Genomic DNA, 14,972 nt, shown 5'->3' on the forward strand with positions numbered 1-14,972 from the left:
AACACCACCGGAACCGGTGGTGTTTTTGCTCACAGAACGCGCGGCAAACAGCAACAAGTGACTAGTTACTTGATATTCAGCGGCGCGAACGACTTGACCAGATCATCGAGCGCCTTCAATTGCGCCAGGAACGGTTCCAGCTGATCCAGCGGCAAGGCGCTGGGGCCGTCGCAGCGGGCGTTGTCGGGGTCCGGGTGGGCTTCCAGGAACAGGCCGGCGATGCCGACGGCCAGGCCGGCGCGGGCCAGGTCCGCCACCTGCTGGCGGCGGCCGCCCGAGGCGGCGCCGCCGGGATCGCGCTGCTGCAGGGCGTGCGTGACGTCAAAGATGATGGGCAGGTTGTCGCAGGTCTTCTTCATGACGCCAAAGCCCAGCATGTCGACCACCAGGTTGTCATAGCCGAGGCAGGTGCCGCGGTCGCACAGGATCAACTGGTCGTTGCCCGCTTCCTTGAATTTCTCGACGATATTGGCCATCTGGCCAGGGCTGAGGAATTGCGGCTTCTTGATGTTGATCACCTTGCCGGTCTTGGCCAGGGCCACGACGAGGTCCGTCTGGCGCGCCAGGAAGGCGGGCAATTGCAGCACGTCCACCACTTCGGCCACCTGCTGCGCCTGCCAAGGTTCATGCACATCGGTAATCACGGGCACGCCGAACGCCGCTTTCACGTCCTGGAAGATGCGCATGCCTTCTTCCAGGCCCGGTCCCCGGTAGGAATGGATGGAAGAACGGTTGGCCTTGTCGAAGCTGGCCTTGAACACATAGGGAATGCCCAGTTTTTGCGTGACGCGCACATATTCTTCGCAGGCGCGCATGGCGAGATCACGCGATTCGAGCACGTTGATGCCGCCAAACAGCGCGAAGCTGCCAGTATTGCTGACGTCGATGCCATGGACTTTCACTGAGGTCATAGGGATTCCATATTGGTTAATTGTTACTACTTGCTGGGAAGAGGCGCCGCCAGCGGCTGGCGCGATCAGGCATCTTACTAGCTAGGGCGGCACAGATCAAATTTGATCCAGCGCAAGGGCGCGGCAAACGGCGCGTGGCCGGGCCGCGACGGCCCCGCGAGGGCAGGCGCAAAGTGCCTTATAATCACGCTTTATCTCTACACTGATTCAGGAGCACAGATGGCCCGCACGATCCACTGCATCAAACTCAACAAGGAAGCCGAAGGACTGGATTTCCCGCCGTACCCGGGCGAACTGGGCAAGAAGATTTACGAATCGGTGTCGAAAGAAGCCTGGGCGGCCTGGCTCAAGCACCAGACCATGCTGGTCAATGAAAACCGTTTGAACCTGGCCGACGCGCGCGCCCGCAAATACCTGGCCACGCAGATGGAAAAGCATTTCTTCGGCGATGGCGCCGATGCGGCCATGGGCTACGTTCCACCCACCGAGTAAGTTTTTCACTGCTCCCGCCCGTGGCCGCCGCGCCGCGGGCAGTTTCACCTGCGTTTCACGCCCTCCCCCGCCGTTTCACGGCACCGACGCCCCGTTTCAAGCCAGCGCCTCCCCGTTTCGTCGCACCCCGCTCGCCGCTCGCGCCGCTGGCAGGCACAGTACGTCCATCGACAACCTCATTCCAAGGCGGACACCATGTTGCAGCAAATCTTCAGCCACACTCCCCTGTATGTCTGGGCCATCCTGGGCTTTCTCGTGTACCGCGGCGTGCTGGCCAGCCGCGCGCGCGAAGTGCGCTTGCGCAAGCTGTGCATCATTCCCCTGGTCATGCTGGCCCTGTCCCTGAGCGGCGTGCATGGCAGTTTCGGCTTGGCCGGCGTGGCGCCATTCGCCTGGGGCGCCGGGGCACTGGCCGGCGCGGCGCTGGCATGGTCGCTGACCAAGACAGACACCATCGTCGCCATTCCCGAACGGGGCAGCGTGCAGCGCCCCGGCAGCTGGGCGCCGTTGATCCTGATGCTGGGTATTTTTTGCATGAAATATGCGGTCGCCGTGACCCTGGCCATCGCGCCGGCCTACGCCCACGCGAGCGGCTTCATCATGCCCGTCTGCCTCGCCTATGGTGGCTTCAGCGGCATCTTCCTCGGTGGCTTGCTGCGCACCGTGGCCGTGTACCGCCAGGCGCACATGACAAGCGGCCCGCAAGGGGCCGCCGTGTAGGTCAGATGCAAACGCCGGCGAACGCCGGCGATCGTCTTAGTAGGCCAGCGTACGCACGCCTTCCGGCGTGCCCAGCAGGCAAACGTTGGCGCCGCGCACGGCGAACAGGCCGACGGCGATAACGCCGACGATCTGGTTGATCTGCTGTTCCAGCGCCACCGGATCGGCAATTTTCAAGCCCACGACGTCGATGATCTCGCCGCCGTTATCCGTAATGAACGCTTCCGTGCTGCCGGCCTTCAGGCGCAAACGGGGCGTGCCGCCCAGCGCGGCCAGCTGGCGCGAGACGGCGGCGCGCGCCATCGGCACCACTTCCACCGGCAGCGGGAAGGCGCCCAGCGTGTCCACCAGCTTGGAGCCGTCGGCGATGCAGACGAACTGTTTCGCGACGGAAGCAACAATCTTTTCGCGCGTCAATGCCGCGCCGCCGCCCTTGATCATGGCGCCGCTGGCCGTGATTTCATCGGCGCCATCGATATACACGGCGATCGATGCGACGTCGTTCAAGCTGAAGACGGGAATGCCGTGACCGGCAAGGCGGGCCGCCGTCGCTTCGGACGACGCTACCGTCCCCTTGATGCGGTCCTTGATCTTGGCCAGCTCATCGATGAAAAAGTTGGCGGTGGAACCGGTGCCGACGCCGATGATTTCACCATCGACTACATAGTTAATGGCGGCGCGGGCTACGGCTTGCTTCAATTCGTCTTGGGTCATGGCATTGAGGGCTAAAGTGAGGAATGGCGCTATTTTAACGGATTGCCAGCCCTGCCAGCCGGCCATGATGACCGACCAGGCGATTTGCCACAACAGGCAAGTGCAAATACCTTGCCCTAGGGCAATCCCGCGTCCAATTACTCTCTATGCCCGTTAAAATATGCGAAAATGGAACGATTGACAGATATGACGTTTCAGGAATCGCAAATGAATCACAGTAAACAGGTACTTGTTGTCGATGACAGCCGGGTTTCACGTTTGATGTCGCATCAGTTCATCCTCAGCAAACATGCCGACTGGCAAGTAATTGAGGCGGCGACGGGTGAAGAAGCCCTGGAAAAAGTCAAGACCGTCAGCCCTGTCCTGATATTACTGGATGTCAACATGCCCGGCATGGGCGGTGTGGCGGCAGCGGAGCAACTGCGTGTGCTGTGTCCGCAGACGCACATTATTCTCGTCACGGCGAATGTGCAAAACGCCATCCGCAACCGCGCCAGCGAACTCGGTGTCGGCTTCATGGAAAAGCCGATCACGGAAACGCGCATTCATCAGCTGATCGACTCCCTGGGATTGTGAGCATGGTCAATCTCTCCGAACTCGAGAACGACGCCCTGGTAGAGATATTCAATATCGGGGTGGGCCACGCCGCCGCCGCGATGAGCGAAATCGTCAATGAGGAAGTCACCATGTCGGTGCCTTCCATCACCTTCCTGAACCGTGCCGATGCTGCCGCCCTGCTGGGCAGCAAGAAGGATGGCGAACGCATCTGCGGCGTCAGCCAGCACTACGATGGTGCCTTCGCCACCGAAGCCATCCTGATGTTCCCAGAAGACAAGAGCCTGGAAATCGTCCGCCTGATGGTGGGCGACGCCATGCCGCTGCAGGAGCTGACGGAGATGGAACAGGAAGCGATGAGCGAAATCGGCAATATCATCCTCAATTCCTGCGTAGGGACGTTGGCCAACCTGTTCGACAGCGAACTGCATGGCTCCTTGCCGCTGTACCACGTGGGCACCAGCGCGGAGATACTCTCGTCGTTCGGCGGCAATGACGACGAGGCCGTCGTGCTGATGCTGCATATCGACTTCGTGCTGGCCAAGCACCAGATCCATGGTTATGTCGCCTTCGTGCTCGACCTGTCCGCCTTGCATGACCTGAAACAGCAGGTCAGCCACTATCTGGCCAAGGTCCTGGGACAGGCGTGAAGATCATGCCGGATGCCTTACATCGACTCGCCCTGCTCGAAAGCATCATCGGCGCCATCAATCTGGGCGCCATCGTGCTCGACGAGCAGCACCGCATCGTGCTGTGGAACAGCTGGATGGCGCGCCACTCGGCCCTGCCGCCCGAAGCGGTGCTGGGCCAGGATTTCTTCAGCGTTTATCCGGAACTGCGGCACAAGCGCATCGATTCCGCCATCACCCAGGCCTTGCGCGACAATTTCCAGTCGCTGCTGTCGCAAACCCTGCACAAGGCGCCGTTTGCGCTGTACACGCACGCTGCGGCCGCCGGCATAGCCGAAGGCCAGGAACGCATGCAGCAGGCGATCGCCGTCACACCGATCAATTTACCCGCTTCGCCGCGCCACTGCCTGATCCAGATCAATGATGTCACCATCGCCGTGGGCCGCGAAAAGCTGCTGCGCGAACAAACCATGGTCTTGCGCTCGCAAACCTTCTCCGACGGCTTGACGGGCATCGCCAACCGGCGCCATTTCGACGTCGCCATCGAGAAGGAAATGCGGCGCGCCATGCGCACCGGCAGCCCCCTGTCGCTGCTGATGATCGACATCGACCATTTCAAGGATTACAACGACCATTACGGCCACCAGCAGGGCGACGGCTGCCTGATCCGCGTGGCGGCCGAGCTGGCGGCCATGCTGCAGCGCCCCACCGACCTGCTGGCGCGCTATGGCGGCGAGGAATTTGCCGCCATCCTGCCCGACACGGAGGCCACGCAGGCGCTGCGGATGGCCGAGGCGATCCGCCAGCGCGCGGCCGACTTGTGCATTCCGCATGCCAAAACGGGCAATGCGCTCAAGCACATTACGGTCAGCATCGGCATCGCCACGCAGCAGCCGCATCAAGCGCTGGAAACGCCCGACCTGATCGGCGCCGCCGACCGTGCCCTGTACCTGGCCAAGCGCGCCGGGCGCAACCGCGTGATGGTGCAGCCGCTGTAGAAAATGCAACGCGCCGCAAAGAATTCCAGTAGACATCTTTCCGGCGGGTGCGTAGACTCATAGCTGATTGCAGCAAAAACAACAAGAATTTATCCGTGGTATCTATCCCTGCGCATGGCCAAACCATGCGGGACAGGGCCAGGAGCGCATGTGAACCTCGACCCGCCCATCAGATCCGGTTTGCCCGGCGCCGGCATGGATACGACCATGGTCAATGGCATGCGCCTGCTGCTGTCGAGCGCCACCCTGCTGACCCTGTTCATCGATCCCGAAAGCGCAGGCAAACTGAGCAAGATCACCTGGCTGATCTTTTCCGCCTATACCATGCACAGCCTGCTGCTCTACGTGCTGGCGGTGCTGGGCGTGAGCTTGCCGCACGATATACTGCTGTACTGGCTGGACGTGGCCTGGTATGCGCTGATCGTGTTTTCCAGCAGCAGCCACAACAATCTATTCTTCCTGTTCTTTTTCTTTGCCATCCTGACCTCCTCGTTCCAGCGGGGCTTCGAGGAAGGCGCCCGCGTGACCCTGGCCTCGGCCGGCCTGTTCGCCGCCACGGCCCTGTTCGGCGAATCGGATGCGGAACTGTCGCGCCTGCTGCTGCGCACCACCTTCCTGCTGGCGCTCGGCTACATGATCGCCTACTGGGGCGGCTCGGCCATCACGCAGCGCAGCCACCTGGCCCTGCTGCGCGATGTCAGCCAGCTGTCCAATCCCCGCTTCGGCGTCGACCAGACCATCACCTCGGTGCTGGAGAAAACGCGCAGCTACTTCAACGGCAGCAGCTGCCTGCTGATCATGCAGGACAAGGGCACGCGGGGCTGGTCGCTGCGCAGCGTGCTGCAAACGGCAACGGGCGTCATGCACACCAGTTCCCTCCTCAGCGACGATGCGGCCAGCCCCTTGCTCACCTTTCCGCATGACAAGATTGCACTGTACAACCAGCCCGCCGGACTCTGGCTGCCCTGGTCAGGCGGGGCGCGCATGCAAGACCCGGACAACGGGCGCTGGCTGCGCCATGACGATGCGGCGGGCGCCCGCCTGGCCGAACTGCTCGAGGCACACGCCTTCATCAGCGCGCCGCTTCCCTTGCGCAACGGCAAGGGGCGCATCTTTGTCGTGTCCGCCACCAGCATGAGCAAGACCGACGCCCTGTTCCTCAGCCATATCGGCGCGCAGGCGTTTCCCGTCATTGAAAACATCGATCTGCTCGACCGCCTGGCGTCGCAAGCGGCCTCGCGCGAACGGGAAAAGATCGCGCGCGACCTGCACGACACGGCCGTCCAGCCATACATCGGACTGCGCCACGGCCTGGCCGCCCTGCGCAACGAAGCCACGCCCGGCAATCCGCTGCTGCCGGAGCTGGAAAAGCTGATCCTCATGTCGGGCCAGGTGATCACCGACCTGCGCAGCTATGCGCGCACGTTCAAGAACGGCCAGGTGCAAAGCGAACCGGAGCTGCTCGTCGCGCTGCGCCGCCAGGCCACGCAGATCCGCGAATTCTTCGGCATCGACATCACCCTGCATATCGAAGGCGACCTGCATATCAATGACCGCCTGGCCGCCGAGGTATTCCAGATCGTCAACGAGGGCATGAGCAATATCCGCAAGCATACGTCGGCGCGCCACGGCGCCGTCAAGCTGACCTGCGCGCAGGGGGCGCTGCACATCAGCATCGACAACGAATGCGCGGCCGCGCACGTACCCGATTTCCTGCCCGATTCGCTGGCCGAACGGGCCGCCGCCCTGGGCGGCACCGCCCGCGTCACCCACAGCCTTCTGGGCAACACTTCCGTCCAGATCGAGATTCCCATATGAATGACAGCCGCCACATGCCATCGCCCAGCCACGTCATCAGCGTCATGCTGGTGGACGACCACAAGACCATGCTGTGGGGCCTGGAACGGCTGATCGGCGGCGAGCATTCGGGCATGCGCGTGGTGGCCACGGCCTCCGACAGCGCCGAGGCGCTGGAGCTGGCCAAGGCGCTGCAGCCCGACGTGATCGTGCTGGACCTGGACCTGGGCGGCATCAGCTCGCTGGCCATCCTGCCGGCGCTGGCGCAGTGCGGCAGCACGCGCATCCTGGTGCTGACGGCCAGCCATGACCAGGCCATCCTGGACCAGACGGTGCTCAAGGGCGCGCGCGGCATCGTCAGCAAGGATGCCCCGGCGGACATGGTACTCAAGGCCATCGAAAAGGTGTATCACGGCGAGCTGTGGCTCGAGCACGCGATGCTGGGACGCATGCTCACGCAGCTGACCCAGCCCGGCGGCGGCTCGGCGCAGGCCGTCGCCGTGGCCAGCCTGACGCTGAAGGAAAGAAAGATCATCGCCGCCCTGGTGCACGGCAGCGGCACGCCCGCCAAGCTGCTGGCCGACCAGTTGTTCATCTCTGAACATACCTTGCGCAATCACCTGACCTCGATCTACCGCAAGCTGGGCGTGTACAACCGCCTGGAACTGTACGCCTACGCCACCAAGCACCACCTGGGCGAACTGCCGCCCGGCGCCTGACGCCGCTGCTCCCCCGCACGGCCGCTGCCAGGCCGCGCCTTCCCTCCCCGCCTCCCCCGCGCCAGCCACCGGCACGCCCGTGCCCGCGCGCGCCAAACTCAACCATGACAATTGTCACGAAAAAAACAAGCAGTTCCTCCTTGCAATAAAAGGAGGTTCTTCTGATGTAGATCAAAACGCCAACTTCTATAGTGGAACTACCGGAGTGCAGATCACCGCCGCAGCCCACCACGATACGGAGTACAGCATGCGTTTTGACAAGTTTCTTCCGACAGCCCTGATCACCTATTTACAGGGCAAGGAAAAGGCTGCGTTCTATCGCTATGCCCTGGTGGCGGCACTCATGGCTGTGGTGTGCATCATCGGGCTGCTGGCACTCGGAGAAAGCCCATGAAGCGGCCAGACCGACGCACCCGCAAGCAACGTTGCCAAACCGTTTTATCCACCGTAGTAGTTCAACCACCACCAGGAGTTGTCATGAACCTCATCAAAAACTTTATCCGCGAAGAAGATGGCGTCACCGCAATTGAATACGGCCTGATCGCTGCCCTGATTGCCGTCGTGATCATCGCCGCCGTCACCATCGTCGGCACGCAGCTGAAAAAGACCTTCAGCACCATCGGCACCAAGCTCACCGCCGCGAATTGAGGCGGTACTGTCCGGGCCGGCCCAGGCGCGGCCCGGACAACTTTTCCCCGCATTCCCCGGCACGCCCACCTTGACGAACGCATAGCGAGGCCCATCGTGAAATCTTTCTTCAGCCGTTTATCCGACGAGTCGGCAGTCACAGCGATCGAATACGCGCTGCTGGCGGGCCTGATCGCGGCAGTGCTGGTAATCACGATCACCCTGGTCGGCGACCAGGTCAAGCTGCTGTTTGTCTACGTCAAGGACCAAGTGGTCCTGGCCCTGTCATGAACACCCTGCGCGCCTCGCTGCGCACCCACCGCGCCCTGCTGCTGATCGTGCTGCTGTACGCCGCCGCGGCCACCGTGCTGGCCGGCAGCCTGCCCAGCCCATCGGACATCCTCAACGTGCTGGCCGGCTTCCTCGTCGCCATCCTCACGGGTCCCGTCTTCATCCTGTGCGGCTACACCATTCGCGTCATGGTGGTGCAGCGCCCGCACCGCCTGTGCCACTACCTGTACCATGACCTGCGCCGCTACCTGAGCAACGAGCGCCTGCTGCACGCGCTGCCGGCCATGCTGCTGATTCCCATCTTCGCGTCGAGCTTTACCGTCTTCAAGGCCGCCATCCCGCGCCTGCACCCCTATACCTGGGATGCCACCCTGTCCGGCTGGGACATGGCCCTGCATGGCGGCGTGGCCCCATGGGAAAGGCTGCAGCCGCTGCTGGGCCATCCGCTGGTGACGGCCCTGCTGAACTTTTCCTACCATTTCTGGTTTTTCCTGTTCTACGCCGTGCTGTACTGGCTCATCCTCGATACCCGCCGTCCGCTGCTGCGCATGCAGTTCCTGCTCAGCTTTGCACTGACCTGGATCGTGCTGGGCAGCATCATGGCCGTGCTGTTCGCCTCCGTCGGCCCCTGCTACTACGGCCACCTGCACAGCAGCGACCCGTATGCGCCGCTGATGGCCTACCTGCATGAAGCCAACCAGCACATCCCTGTCTGGGCCCTGCAGGTGCAGGAGATGCTGTGGCAAGGCTATCAAAGCAAGGGCGCGAACGGCGATCTGGGCATCTCCGCCATGCCCAGCATGCATGTGGCCACGGCCGTGCTGATGGCCATGATGGGCTGGCGGGTCAACCGCGCCACCGGGATCGCCCTGTCCGCCTTCGCCGTGCTGATCCTGCTCGGCTCCATCCACCTGGGCTGGCACTACGCCGTTGACGGCTATGTGGGCGCGGCCGGCGCCGCGCTGGTATGGCGCCTGGTGGGACGCATGCTGGGCAGCCGGGCGGCGGCGCCCGCAGTGAGCATGGCCACGGTGCCCTGCATGAGCAAGGGAGGGCTCACATCATGAACGCCCCCCTCCCCATGCTGCTGTGCCTGGCCGTGCTGGCCACCCTGCTCGCCGCCGCGCTGTGGCACGACCTGCGCACGCGCCGCATCCCCAACCGGCTGGTGCTGTGGGGCACGCTGGCGGGACTGGTCCTGAACAGCTTCGTGCCGTCCGGCGCCGGCCTGTTCGACACCCCGTTCGGCGGCCTGGGCCTGCTGCAGGCGCTGGCCGGCGCCGGCGCCGGACTGGCCCTGCTGCTGCCCATGTATCTGCTGCGCGCCCTGGGTGCCGGCGACGTCAAGCTGATGGCCATGTGCGGCGCCTTCCTCGGCCCCGATGCCGTGCTGGAAGCGGCCCTGCTGACCTTCCTGTGCGGCGGCGTACTGGCGCTGGCCGCCGCGCTGGCCGGCCAGCGCCTGCGCCAGGTGCTGAAGAACACCTATCACATGATGCTGGGCGCGCTGCTGCACAGCCTGGCCGGCGGCGCCGCCACCATCGCCGAGCCGCCGCCCGCCACCGGCAAGCTGGCCTACGCCTTTGCCATCGCCAGCGGCACCGGCTTGCAGATACTCCTGCATTACACGCACCTGTGGAGCTTGCGCTGACAAGCGCCGCTCCGGTCACCCCCACTAAAGGACATGATCATGGATACCCTCGCCACCCTGTGCCACTCCCGACGCGCCAGCCTGCTCACCAGCATCACCATGGCCGGCCTGTGGACGATCTTTGCCACTGCCCACGTGGTGGGCTACCTGCACAGCGGCGACTGGAGCTATCTGCTGTTCTGCGCCGCCGAAACCCTGGCAGCCCTGTTCTTCATCGTGCGCTCGGCCCCCGTCAGCGTCTCCACCGATGCGGGCGACTGGCTGCTGGCCATCGGCGCCACCTTCGCCCCCTTCCTCTTCGCGCCATCCGACATGGCCATCTGGCCCGGCGCGCGTTACCTGCTGGCCGTCGGCAGCCTGCTGCAGATCGCCGGCCTGCTGTCGCTGAACCGCAGCTTCGGCCTGGTCGCGGCGCAGCGCGACATCAAGACGGGCGGCGTCTACCGCGTCATCCGCCATCCGCTGTATGCCAGCTACCTGATTTCCCTGAGCGGCTACCTGCTGGCCAATACCTCGGCCGCCAATACCGTGACCTATGTCGCGACGATCTCGATGCTGGTGGCGCGCCTGCTGCGCGAAGAGCGCTTCCTGGCCACCGACGTGCGCTACCGCGTCTACATGCGCCAGGTGAAGTACCGCCTGCTGCCCTTCATTTTCTGATATCCGTCCATCCGAGCAAGAGGAGTACACATCATGCCTGACACCTACCCAGAACGCAGCGACGGCGGCGGCATCGAGCCGGCGGCCAGGCGCGCGCCACGCACGGTCGAGGAAACGGGACTGCCGTTCCTGTTCCTGGTCGAACTGCTGGTCAAAATACTCTTCCTGCGCGGCCAGGTCGGCCTGCCGGCGTTGTCGACCCACGTGAAGCTGGGCGCCGGCGTGCTCGAACCGCTGCTCGCCTTCATGCGTGCCGAAAAGCTGTGCGAAGCGCGCCGCAACGGCAGCAGCGGCACCGACGCCGACCTGTACTACCAGCTGGGCGACCAGGGCCGCCTGCGCGCCGCCGAGTACATGCGCCGCAATGCCTACAGCGGGCCCGCCCCCGTCACCCTGGCCGACTACAGCAACCAGGTGCTGGCGCAAAGCGTGGCGCACATGCATGTCACCCGCGACGACGTGCTGCGCGAATTTCGCGACGTGGTGGCCAGTTCGGCGGTGCTCGACCAGCTGGGCGCGGCCATGAACTCCGGACGCGCCCTGTTCTTCCACGGCCCGGCCGGCAGCGGCAAGAGCTATCTGGCCGAGCGCCTGAACGGCCTGCTCAGCGGCGCCATCGCCCTGCCGCATGCCGTGATGGTCGACGGCGAAGTCCTGCCCTTCCTCGACCCCATGCTGCACACCCTGTCGAACAAGGGCTCCGTACCGTCCGACCCGCGCTGGGTGCGCACGCAGCGCCCCGCCGTGCTGACGGGCGGCGAACTGACGCTCGACATGCTGGACCTGCAATTCGACCAGGGCGCCCGCCTGTACCAGGCGCCGCCGCACCTGAAGGCCAACAACGGCATCTTCATCATCGACGACCTGGGCCGCCAGCGCTGCTCGCCGGTGGAATTGATGAACCGCTGGATCGTGCCGATGGCGCGCCACATCGATTACCTGTCGCTGCACACGGGCTACAAATTCCCCGTGCCCTTCGACGTGATCGTGGTGTTTTCGTCGAATCTGGCGCCGCAGCAGCTGGCCGACGACTCCTTCCTGCGCCGCATCGGCTACAAGATCCATGTGGGTCCGTTGAGCGCCTACCACTACCTGGCCGTGTTCCGCAACACCTGCGCACAGCTGGGCATCAATTACGACGAAGCCTCGTACACCTATCTGCTGCACCTGCACAGCCTCTACAAGCGGCCCCTGCTGGCCTGCTATCCGCGCGACATCCTCGCGCAGGTCTGCGACCAGGCACGTTATGAAGACCACCCGGCACGCCTGTCCCCGGAAGTCCTGTTCTGGGCATGGGAAAACTATTTCGGCAGCGATGACGACCTTGCAAGCACACACACCGGACCGGCAGCGGTCCAGCACAAAGGGGAAGCAAAATGAGAAACGCACGCGCTCTGACGATGATGGCCATTGCGGTCATCCTGGCGTTCGCCGCGGTCATCGTGGCCGCGCGCTGGATCAATGCCCAAGCCTCGGGCAACATCAACAAGGTGGCCGTGGCCCAGGTCGACATCAGCCTGGGGGCACGCATCACGCCCGACATGGTACGCATGGTGGACTGGCCGTCGAATGCGCTGCCGCCTGGCGCCATCAACGATCCGAAACTGCTGGAAACGCGCGTCACGCGCACCAGCATCCAGCATGGCGAACCGATCATGGAAGGCAAGCTGGCGCCTCCGGGCACCCAGGGCGGCCTGTCCGCCGTCGTCGCCGAAGGCAAGCGCGCCATGACCGTGCGCGTCAATGATGTGGTAGGCGTGGCCGGCTTCGCCCTGCCCGGCAACTTCGTCGACATCCTCGTCAACACCCAGGGCGAAGGCGCCCGCAAGACGCCGGACCGCGATCCGAACATTTCCAAGATCGTGCTCGAACGCATACTCGTGCTGGCCATCGCCCAGGAATCGAACCGCGACGACACCAAGCCCAAGGTGGTCAACGCCGTGACCCTGGAACTGACGCCGGAGCAGGCGGAAAAACTCGACCTGGCGCGCAGCGTGGGCACCCTGTCGCTGGTGCTGCGCAACCAGGTCGAGGACAAGCCCGTCAACACGGATGGCGCCACCAAGACCAGCTTGCTCGACGAAAAAGTCGCCGCCGCGGCCCCCGCCGCCATGGTGCAAGCCAAACCGGCGCCACGCCGCCGTCCTGTCGCCGCGCCAGCGCCGCAGGCCGGCCCCCGCATCGATGTCATCAAGGGGCTGGAACGCAGCTCCCAACAATTCTAACCTGCACCAGAGGAGTCATGCCATGAGCACAAATTGCACAGCAAGCGGAAGCCGGGTACTGAGCCTGGCGCTTGCCCTCGCCATGATCGGCGCCCTGGCGCCCCAGGCGCACAGCGAACCAGTCGCCGCTACCGCCACCGCCGTTGCCGCCGAAGCCGGCGCCGCCAGGAGCAGCCGCGCCGCCGCCCGTCCCAAGGCCACGCCGCCGCAAAGCGAATCGCGGGCCGGACGTACCGAGATGGCGCCGCAAATGACCCTGGCCGAAGGCAAGTCGACCCTGATGCGCCTGCCGTTTGCGGCCAGCCGCATGTCCGTCGGCGACCCGCGCATCGCCGACGTGATCCTGCTCAACCCCAGCGAAGTCTACCTGCTGGGACGCTCCGTCGGCACGACCAACCTGATCCTGTGGAACAAGAACAACGACGCCACCATCATCGACCTGGCCGTCGGCATCGACAGCAGCAGCCTGCAGGCGCGCATGAGCGAATTGCTGCCGAATGAAAAGAATATCCACATCACCGTGGCAGGCGACACCCTGATCCTGTCGGGCATGGTCAGCGATGCCGTGAAGGCCGACCAGGCCCTGTCGCTGGCGAACGCCTACGTGCAGCGCAGCGCGCGCAGCAGCTCCGCCGGCTCCGGCGCCGCGCCTGCCGCCCCTGCCGCCGGCGCAGCGGCCGCCACCCCCGCGGCCACGCCCGATGCCGCCACGCCGCGCGTGATCAACCTGCTGTCGATCGCCGCGCCGCAGCAGGTGATGCTGGAAGTGAAGGTGGCCGAAGTGTCGAAAGTGCTGGTCGACCAGCTGGGCGCCAGCCTGGGCATCAACAAGACCATCGGCAGCTGGTCGTACTCGCTGCTGTCCAGCCTGCTCAGCAACAATCCCAGCGGCTTGAGCGGCGCCAGCAAGAACAACTTCTTCAACCTCGACGCGCAAAAGCGCGACGGCCTGATCAAGGTACTGGCCGAGCCGAACATCATGGCCATCAGCGGCCAGGAAGCGAGCTTCCTGGCGGGCGGCAAGATCTTCATCCCCGTCAGCCAGACCAACAACGGCGGCGTGCCGACGATCACGCTGGAAGAGAAGGAGTTCGGCGTGGCCGTGAAATTCACGCCCACCGTACTCGAAGGGGGCCGCATCAACCTGAAGGTGGCGCCGGAAGTGTCCGACCTGAACAAGGACGGCATCGGCATCACCGCCACCGGCATCTCGACGACGGCCATCCTGCCCTCGTTCACGACGCGGCGCGCCACCACCACGGTGCAGCTGTTCGACGGCCAGAGCTTCGCCATCGGCGGCTTGATCAAGAACAACGTGACGAGCAACATCAAGGCTTTGCCGGGCCTGGGCGAAGTGCCCGTGCTGGGCGCCCTGTTCCGCAGCACGGACTTCCAGACGGACCGCACCGAGCTGGTCTTCATCATCACGCCGCACCTGGTCAAGCCGCTGCCGGCCGACTACAAGCTGCCCACCGACGAGTATGTGCAGCCGACGCGCGGCGACATGTTCATGCAAGGAAAAATGGAAGGCACCGCGCCCGCCGCCGCCCCCGCAGCGGCACAGGTACCAGTACCAGCGGCCCCCATGCAGCCGCAAGCGGCCGCGCCCCAGCCTGCCGCCGCCGGCTTCGACCTCAAATAGGAGAACACCATGAAAACCGCACATTGCCTGCCCTGCGCCGCCCTGCTGTCGCTGCTGTCCCTGCTGGCCGGCTGCGCCGCCACCACCACGCCCGTGCTCGATTCGCATTTCGGCGAATCGGTGGCCCTGCTCAAGGCGCAGCAGATCATGTATCCGGACGCCTACCGCAACATGGACCCCGTCAGCGGCATGGACGGCAAATCCGGCGTGAGCGCCTACCAGCGCTACCAGAAATCGTTCAGCACGCCGGAACCGCAGACCAACGTCTTCGCCATCGGCGTCGGCTCGCGCCAGTAAGCGTCCGCCACGCGGCGAACTTCCCCCAGGCCACCAGGAGAAAC

At 64.4% G+C, this 14,972-nt stretch carries 19 protein-coding genes; 17 read left to right on the forward strand and 2 right to left on the reverse strand.

Going from position 1 to position 14,972, the window contains the following annotated elements; genetic code table 11:
* Positions 1-65: 65 nt before the first annotated feature.
* On the reverse strand, positions 66-911 hold the full coding sequence (kdsA, locus tag AC07VI_RS01255) for a 3-deoxy-8-phosphooctulonate synthase (protein WP_086144016.1): 846 nt from the start codon (positions 909-911) through the stop codon (positions 66-68).
* A 219-nt stretch (positions 912-1,130) separates the two neighbouring features.
* Here kdsA and AC07VI_RS01260 point away from each other — a divergent pair, with 219 nt between their 5' ends.
* Positions 1,131-1,403 (forward strand): oxidative damage protection protein, encoded by a 273-nt coding sequence (locus AC07VI_RS01260; protein ID WP_034750797.1) that lies wholly within the window; start codon positions 1,131-1,133, stop codon positions 1,401-1,403.
* 195 nt (positions 1,404-1,598) lie between these two features.
* Complete coding sequence (locus AC07VI_RS01265; protein WP_099375022.1) at positions 1,599-2,123, forward strand: DUF6622 family protein; 525 nt, start codon at positions 1,599-1,601, stop codon at positions 2,121-2,123.
* Between the two features lie 36 nt (positions 2,124-2,159).
* Here the strand turns inward: AC07VI_RS01265 and rpiA are convergent, their stop codons facing one another.
* Positions 2,160-2,837, reverse strand: coding sequence for a ribose-5-phosphate isomerase RpiA (rpiA, locus tag AC07VI_RS01270; protein ID WP_086144014.1), 678 nt, complete (start codon positions 2,835-2,837; stop codon positions 2,160-2,162).
* Between the two features lie 207 nt (positions 2,838-3,044).
* Between rpiA and AC07VI_RS01275 the strand changes: the two genes are divergently transcribed.
* From AC07VI_RS01275 to AC07VI_RS01345, 15 genes are all read left to right on the forward strand, one after another.
* Positions 3,045-3,413, forward strand: a complete 369-nt coding sequence (locus AC07VI_RS01275; RefSeq protein ID WP_086144211.1) for a response regulator — start codon at positions 3,045-3,047, stop codon at positions 3,411-3,413.
* Between the two features lie 2 nt (positions 3,414-3,415).
* Entirely contained in the window at positions 3,416-4,042 is a 627-nt protein-coding gene (locus AC07VI_RS01280; RefSeq protein WP_086144013.1) for a chemotaxis protein CheC, read from the forward strand.
* A 5-nt stretch (positions 4,043-4,047) separates the two neighbouring features.
* A complete protein-coding gene (locus tag AC07VI_RS01285) occupies positions 4,048-5,019 on the forward strand; it encodes a diguanylate cyclase (RefSeq protein WP_086144210.1) in 972 nt (323 codons plus the stop codon).
* Between the two features lie 150 nt (positions 5,020-5,169).
* Entirely contained in the window at positions 5,170-6,837 is a 1,668-nt protein-coding gene (locus AC07VI_RS01290; RefSeq protein WP_157792387.1) for a sensor histidine kinase, read from the forward strand.
* Entirely contained in the window at positions 6,834-7,535 is a 702-nt protein-coding gene (locus tag AC07VI_RS01295) for a response regulator (protein WP_226935369.1), read from the forward strand. The genes AC07VI_RS01290 and AC07VI_RS01295 overlap by 4 nt, the downstream gene beginning before the upstream one ends.
* Before the next feature lie 79 nt (positions 7,536-7,614).
* Positions 7,615-7,929 (forward strand): hypothetical protein, encoded by a 315-nt coding sequence (locus AC07VI_RS01300; RefSeq protein ID WP_139842378.1) that lies wholly within the window; start codon positions 7,615-7,617, stop codon positions 7,927-7,929.
* Positions 7,930-8,012: 83 nt separating this feature from the next.
* Positions 8,013-8,183, forward strand: coding sequence for a Flp family type IVb pilin (locus AC07VI_RS01305; RefSeq protein WP_076568067.1), 171 nt, complete (start codon positions 8,013-8,015; stop codon positions 8,181-8,183).
* A 96-nt stretch (positions 8,184-8,279) separates the two neighbouring features.
* Positions 8,280-8,453: a Flp family type IVb pilin gene (locus tag AC07VI_RS01310; protein WP_099375021.1), complete on the forward strand. Its 174-nt coding sequence runs from the start codon at positions 8,280-8,282 to the stop codon at positions 8,451-8,453.
* Positions 8,450-9,520 carry a phosphatase PAP2 family protein gene (locus tag AC07VI_RS01315; protein ID WP_492995439.1) on the forward strand — a complete coding sequence of 357 codons (1,071 nt, stop codon included), beginning with the start codon at positions 8,450-8,452 and terminating at the stop codon, positions 9,518-9,520. Before AC07VI_RS01310 ends, AC07VI_RS01315 begins: the two co-directional genes overlap by 4 nt.
* On the forward strand, positions 9,517-10,104 hold the full coding sequence (locus tag AC07VI_RS01320; protein ID WP_492995441.1) for an A24 family peptidase: 588 nt from the start codon (positions 9,517-9,519) through the stop codon (positions 10,102-10,104). The genes AC07VI_RS01315 and AC07VI_RS01320 overlap by 4 nt, the downstream gene beginning before the upstream one ends.
* Before the next feature lie 39 nt (positions 10,105-10,143).
* A complete protein-coding gene (locus AC07VI_RS01325; protein WP_157792386.1) occupies positions 10,144-10,764 on the forward strand; it encodes a methyltransferase family protein in 621 nt (206 codons plus the stop codon).
* Between the two features lie 33 nt (positions 10,765-10,797).
* Positions 10,798-12,144, forward strand: a complete 1,347-nt coding sequence (locus tag AC07VI_RS01330) for a DUF8689 domain-containing protein (protein ID WP_216356302.1) — start codon at positions 10,798-10,800, stop codon at positions 12,142-12,144.
* Positions 12,141-12,989 carry a Flp pilus assembly protein CpaB gene (gene cpaB, locus AC07VI_RS01335; protein WP_086144006.1) on the forward strand — a complete coding sequence of 283 codons (849 nt, stop codon included), beginning with the start codon at positions 12,141-12,143 and terminating at the stop codon, positions 12,987-12,989. Before AC07VI_RS01330 ends, cpaB begins: the two co-directional genes overlap by 4 nt.
* Before the next feature lie 22 nt (positions 12,990-13,011).
* Positions 13,012-14,631: a type II and III secretion system protein family protein gene (locus AC07VI_RS01340; protein ID WP_492995444.1), complete on the forward strand. Its 1,620-nt coding sequence runs from the start codon at positions 13,012-13,014 to the stop codon at positions 14,629-14,631.
* A 9-nt stretch (positions 14,632-14,640) separates the two neighbouring features.
* On the forward strand, positions 14,641-14,928 hold the full coding sequence (locus AC07VI_RS01345; RefSeq protein WP_086146897.1) for a hypothetical protein: 288 nt from the start codon (positions 14,641-14,643) through the stop codon (positions 14,926-14,928).
* The last annotated feature ends 44 nt before the right edge of the window (positions 14,929-14,972 follow it).

Source organism: Janthinobacterium sp. GW821-FHT03A03 (assembly GCF_059421435.1).

What these genes read in the sequence shown, in the direction of transcription:
- rpiA (WP_086144014.1), bottom strand. Translation starts at nt 2,837, where the DNA reads ATGACCCAAGACGAATTGAAGCAAGCCGTAGCCCGCGCCGCCATTAAC.
- AC07VI_RS01260 (WP_034750797.1), top strand. Translation starts at nt 1,131, where the DNA reads ATGGCCCGCACGATCCACTGCATCAAACTCAACAAGGAAGCCGAAGGA.
- AC07VI_RS01305 (WP_076568067.1), top strand. Translation starts at nt 8,013, where the DNA reads ATGAACCTCATCAAAAACTTTATCCGCGAAGAAGATGGCGTCACCGCA.
- AC07VI_RS01315 (WP_492995439.1), top strand. Translation starts at nt 8,450, where the DNA reads ATGAACACCCTGCGCGCCTCGCTGCGCACCCACCGCGCCCTGCTGCTG.
- AC07VI_RS01295 (WP_226935369.1), top strand. Translation starts at nt 6,834, where the DNA reads ATGAATGACAGCCGCCACATGCCATCGCCCAGCCACGTCATCAGCGTC.
- AC07VI_RS01275 (WP_086144211.1), top strand. Translation starts at nt 3,045, where the DNA reads ATGAATCACAGTAAACAGGTACTTGTTGTCGATGACAGCCGGGTTTCA.
- AC07VI_RS01330 (WP_216356302.1), top strand. Translation starts at nt 10,798, where the DNA reads ATGCCTGACACCTACCCAGAACGCAGCGACGGCGGCGGCATCGAGCCG.
- AC07VI_RS01265 (WP_099375022.1), top strand. Translation starts at nt 1,599, where the DNA reads ATGTTGCAGCAAATCTTCAGCCACACTCCCCTGTATGTCTGGGCCATC.
- AC07VI_RS01285 (WP_086144210.1), top strand. Translation starts at nt 4,048, where the DNA reads ATGCCGGATGCCTTACATCGACTCGCCCTGCTCGAAAGCATCATCGGC.
- AC07VI_RS01320 (WP_492995441.1), top strand. Translation starts at nt 9,517, where the DNA reads ATGAACGCCCCCCTCCCCATGCTGCTGTGCCTGGCCGTGCTGGCCACC.
- AC07VI_RS01340 (WP_492995444.1), top strand. Translation starts at nt 13,012, where the DNA reads ATGAGCACAAATTGCACAGCAAGCGGAAGCCGGGTACTGAGCCTGGCG.
- AC07VI_RS01325 (WP_157792386.1), top strand. Translation starts at nt 10,144, where the DNA reads ATGGATACCCTCGCCACCCTGTGCCACTCCCGACGCGCCAGCCTGCTC.
- AC07VI_RS01280 (WP_086144013.1), top strand. Translation starts at nt 3,416, where the DNA reads ATGGTCAATCTCTCCGAACTCGAGAACGACGCCCTGGTAGAGATATTC.
- cpaB (WP_086144006.1), top strand. Translation starts at nt 12,141, where the DNA reads ATGAGAAACGCACGCGCTCTGACGATGATGGCCATTGCGGTCATCCTG.
- kdsA (WP_086144016.1), bottom strand. Translation starts at nt 911, where the DNA reads ATGACCTCAGTGAAAGTCCATGGCATCGACGTCAGCAATACTGGCAGC.
- AC07VI_RS01345 (WP_086146897.1), top strand. Translation starts at nt 14,641, where the DNA reads ATGAAAACCGCACATTGCCTGCCCTGCGCCGCCCTGCTGTCGCTGCTG.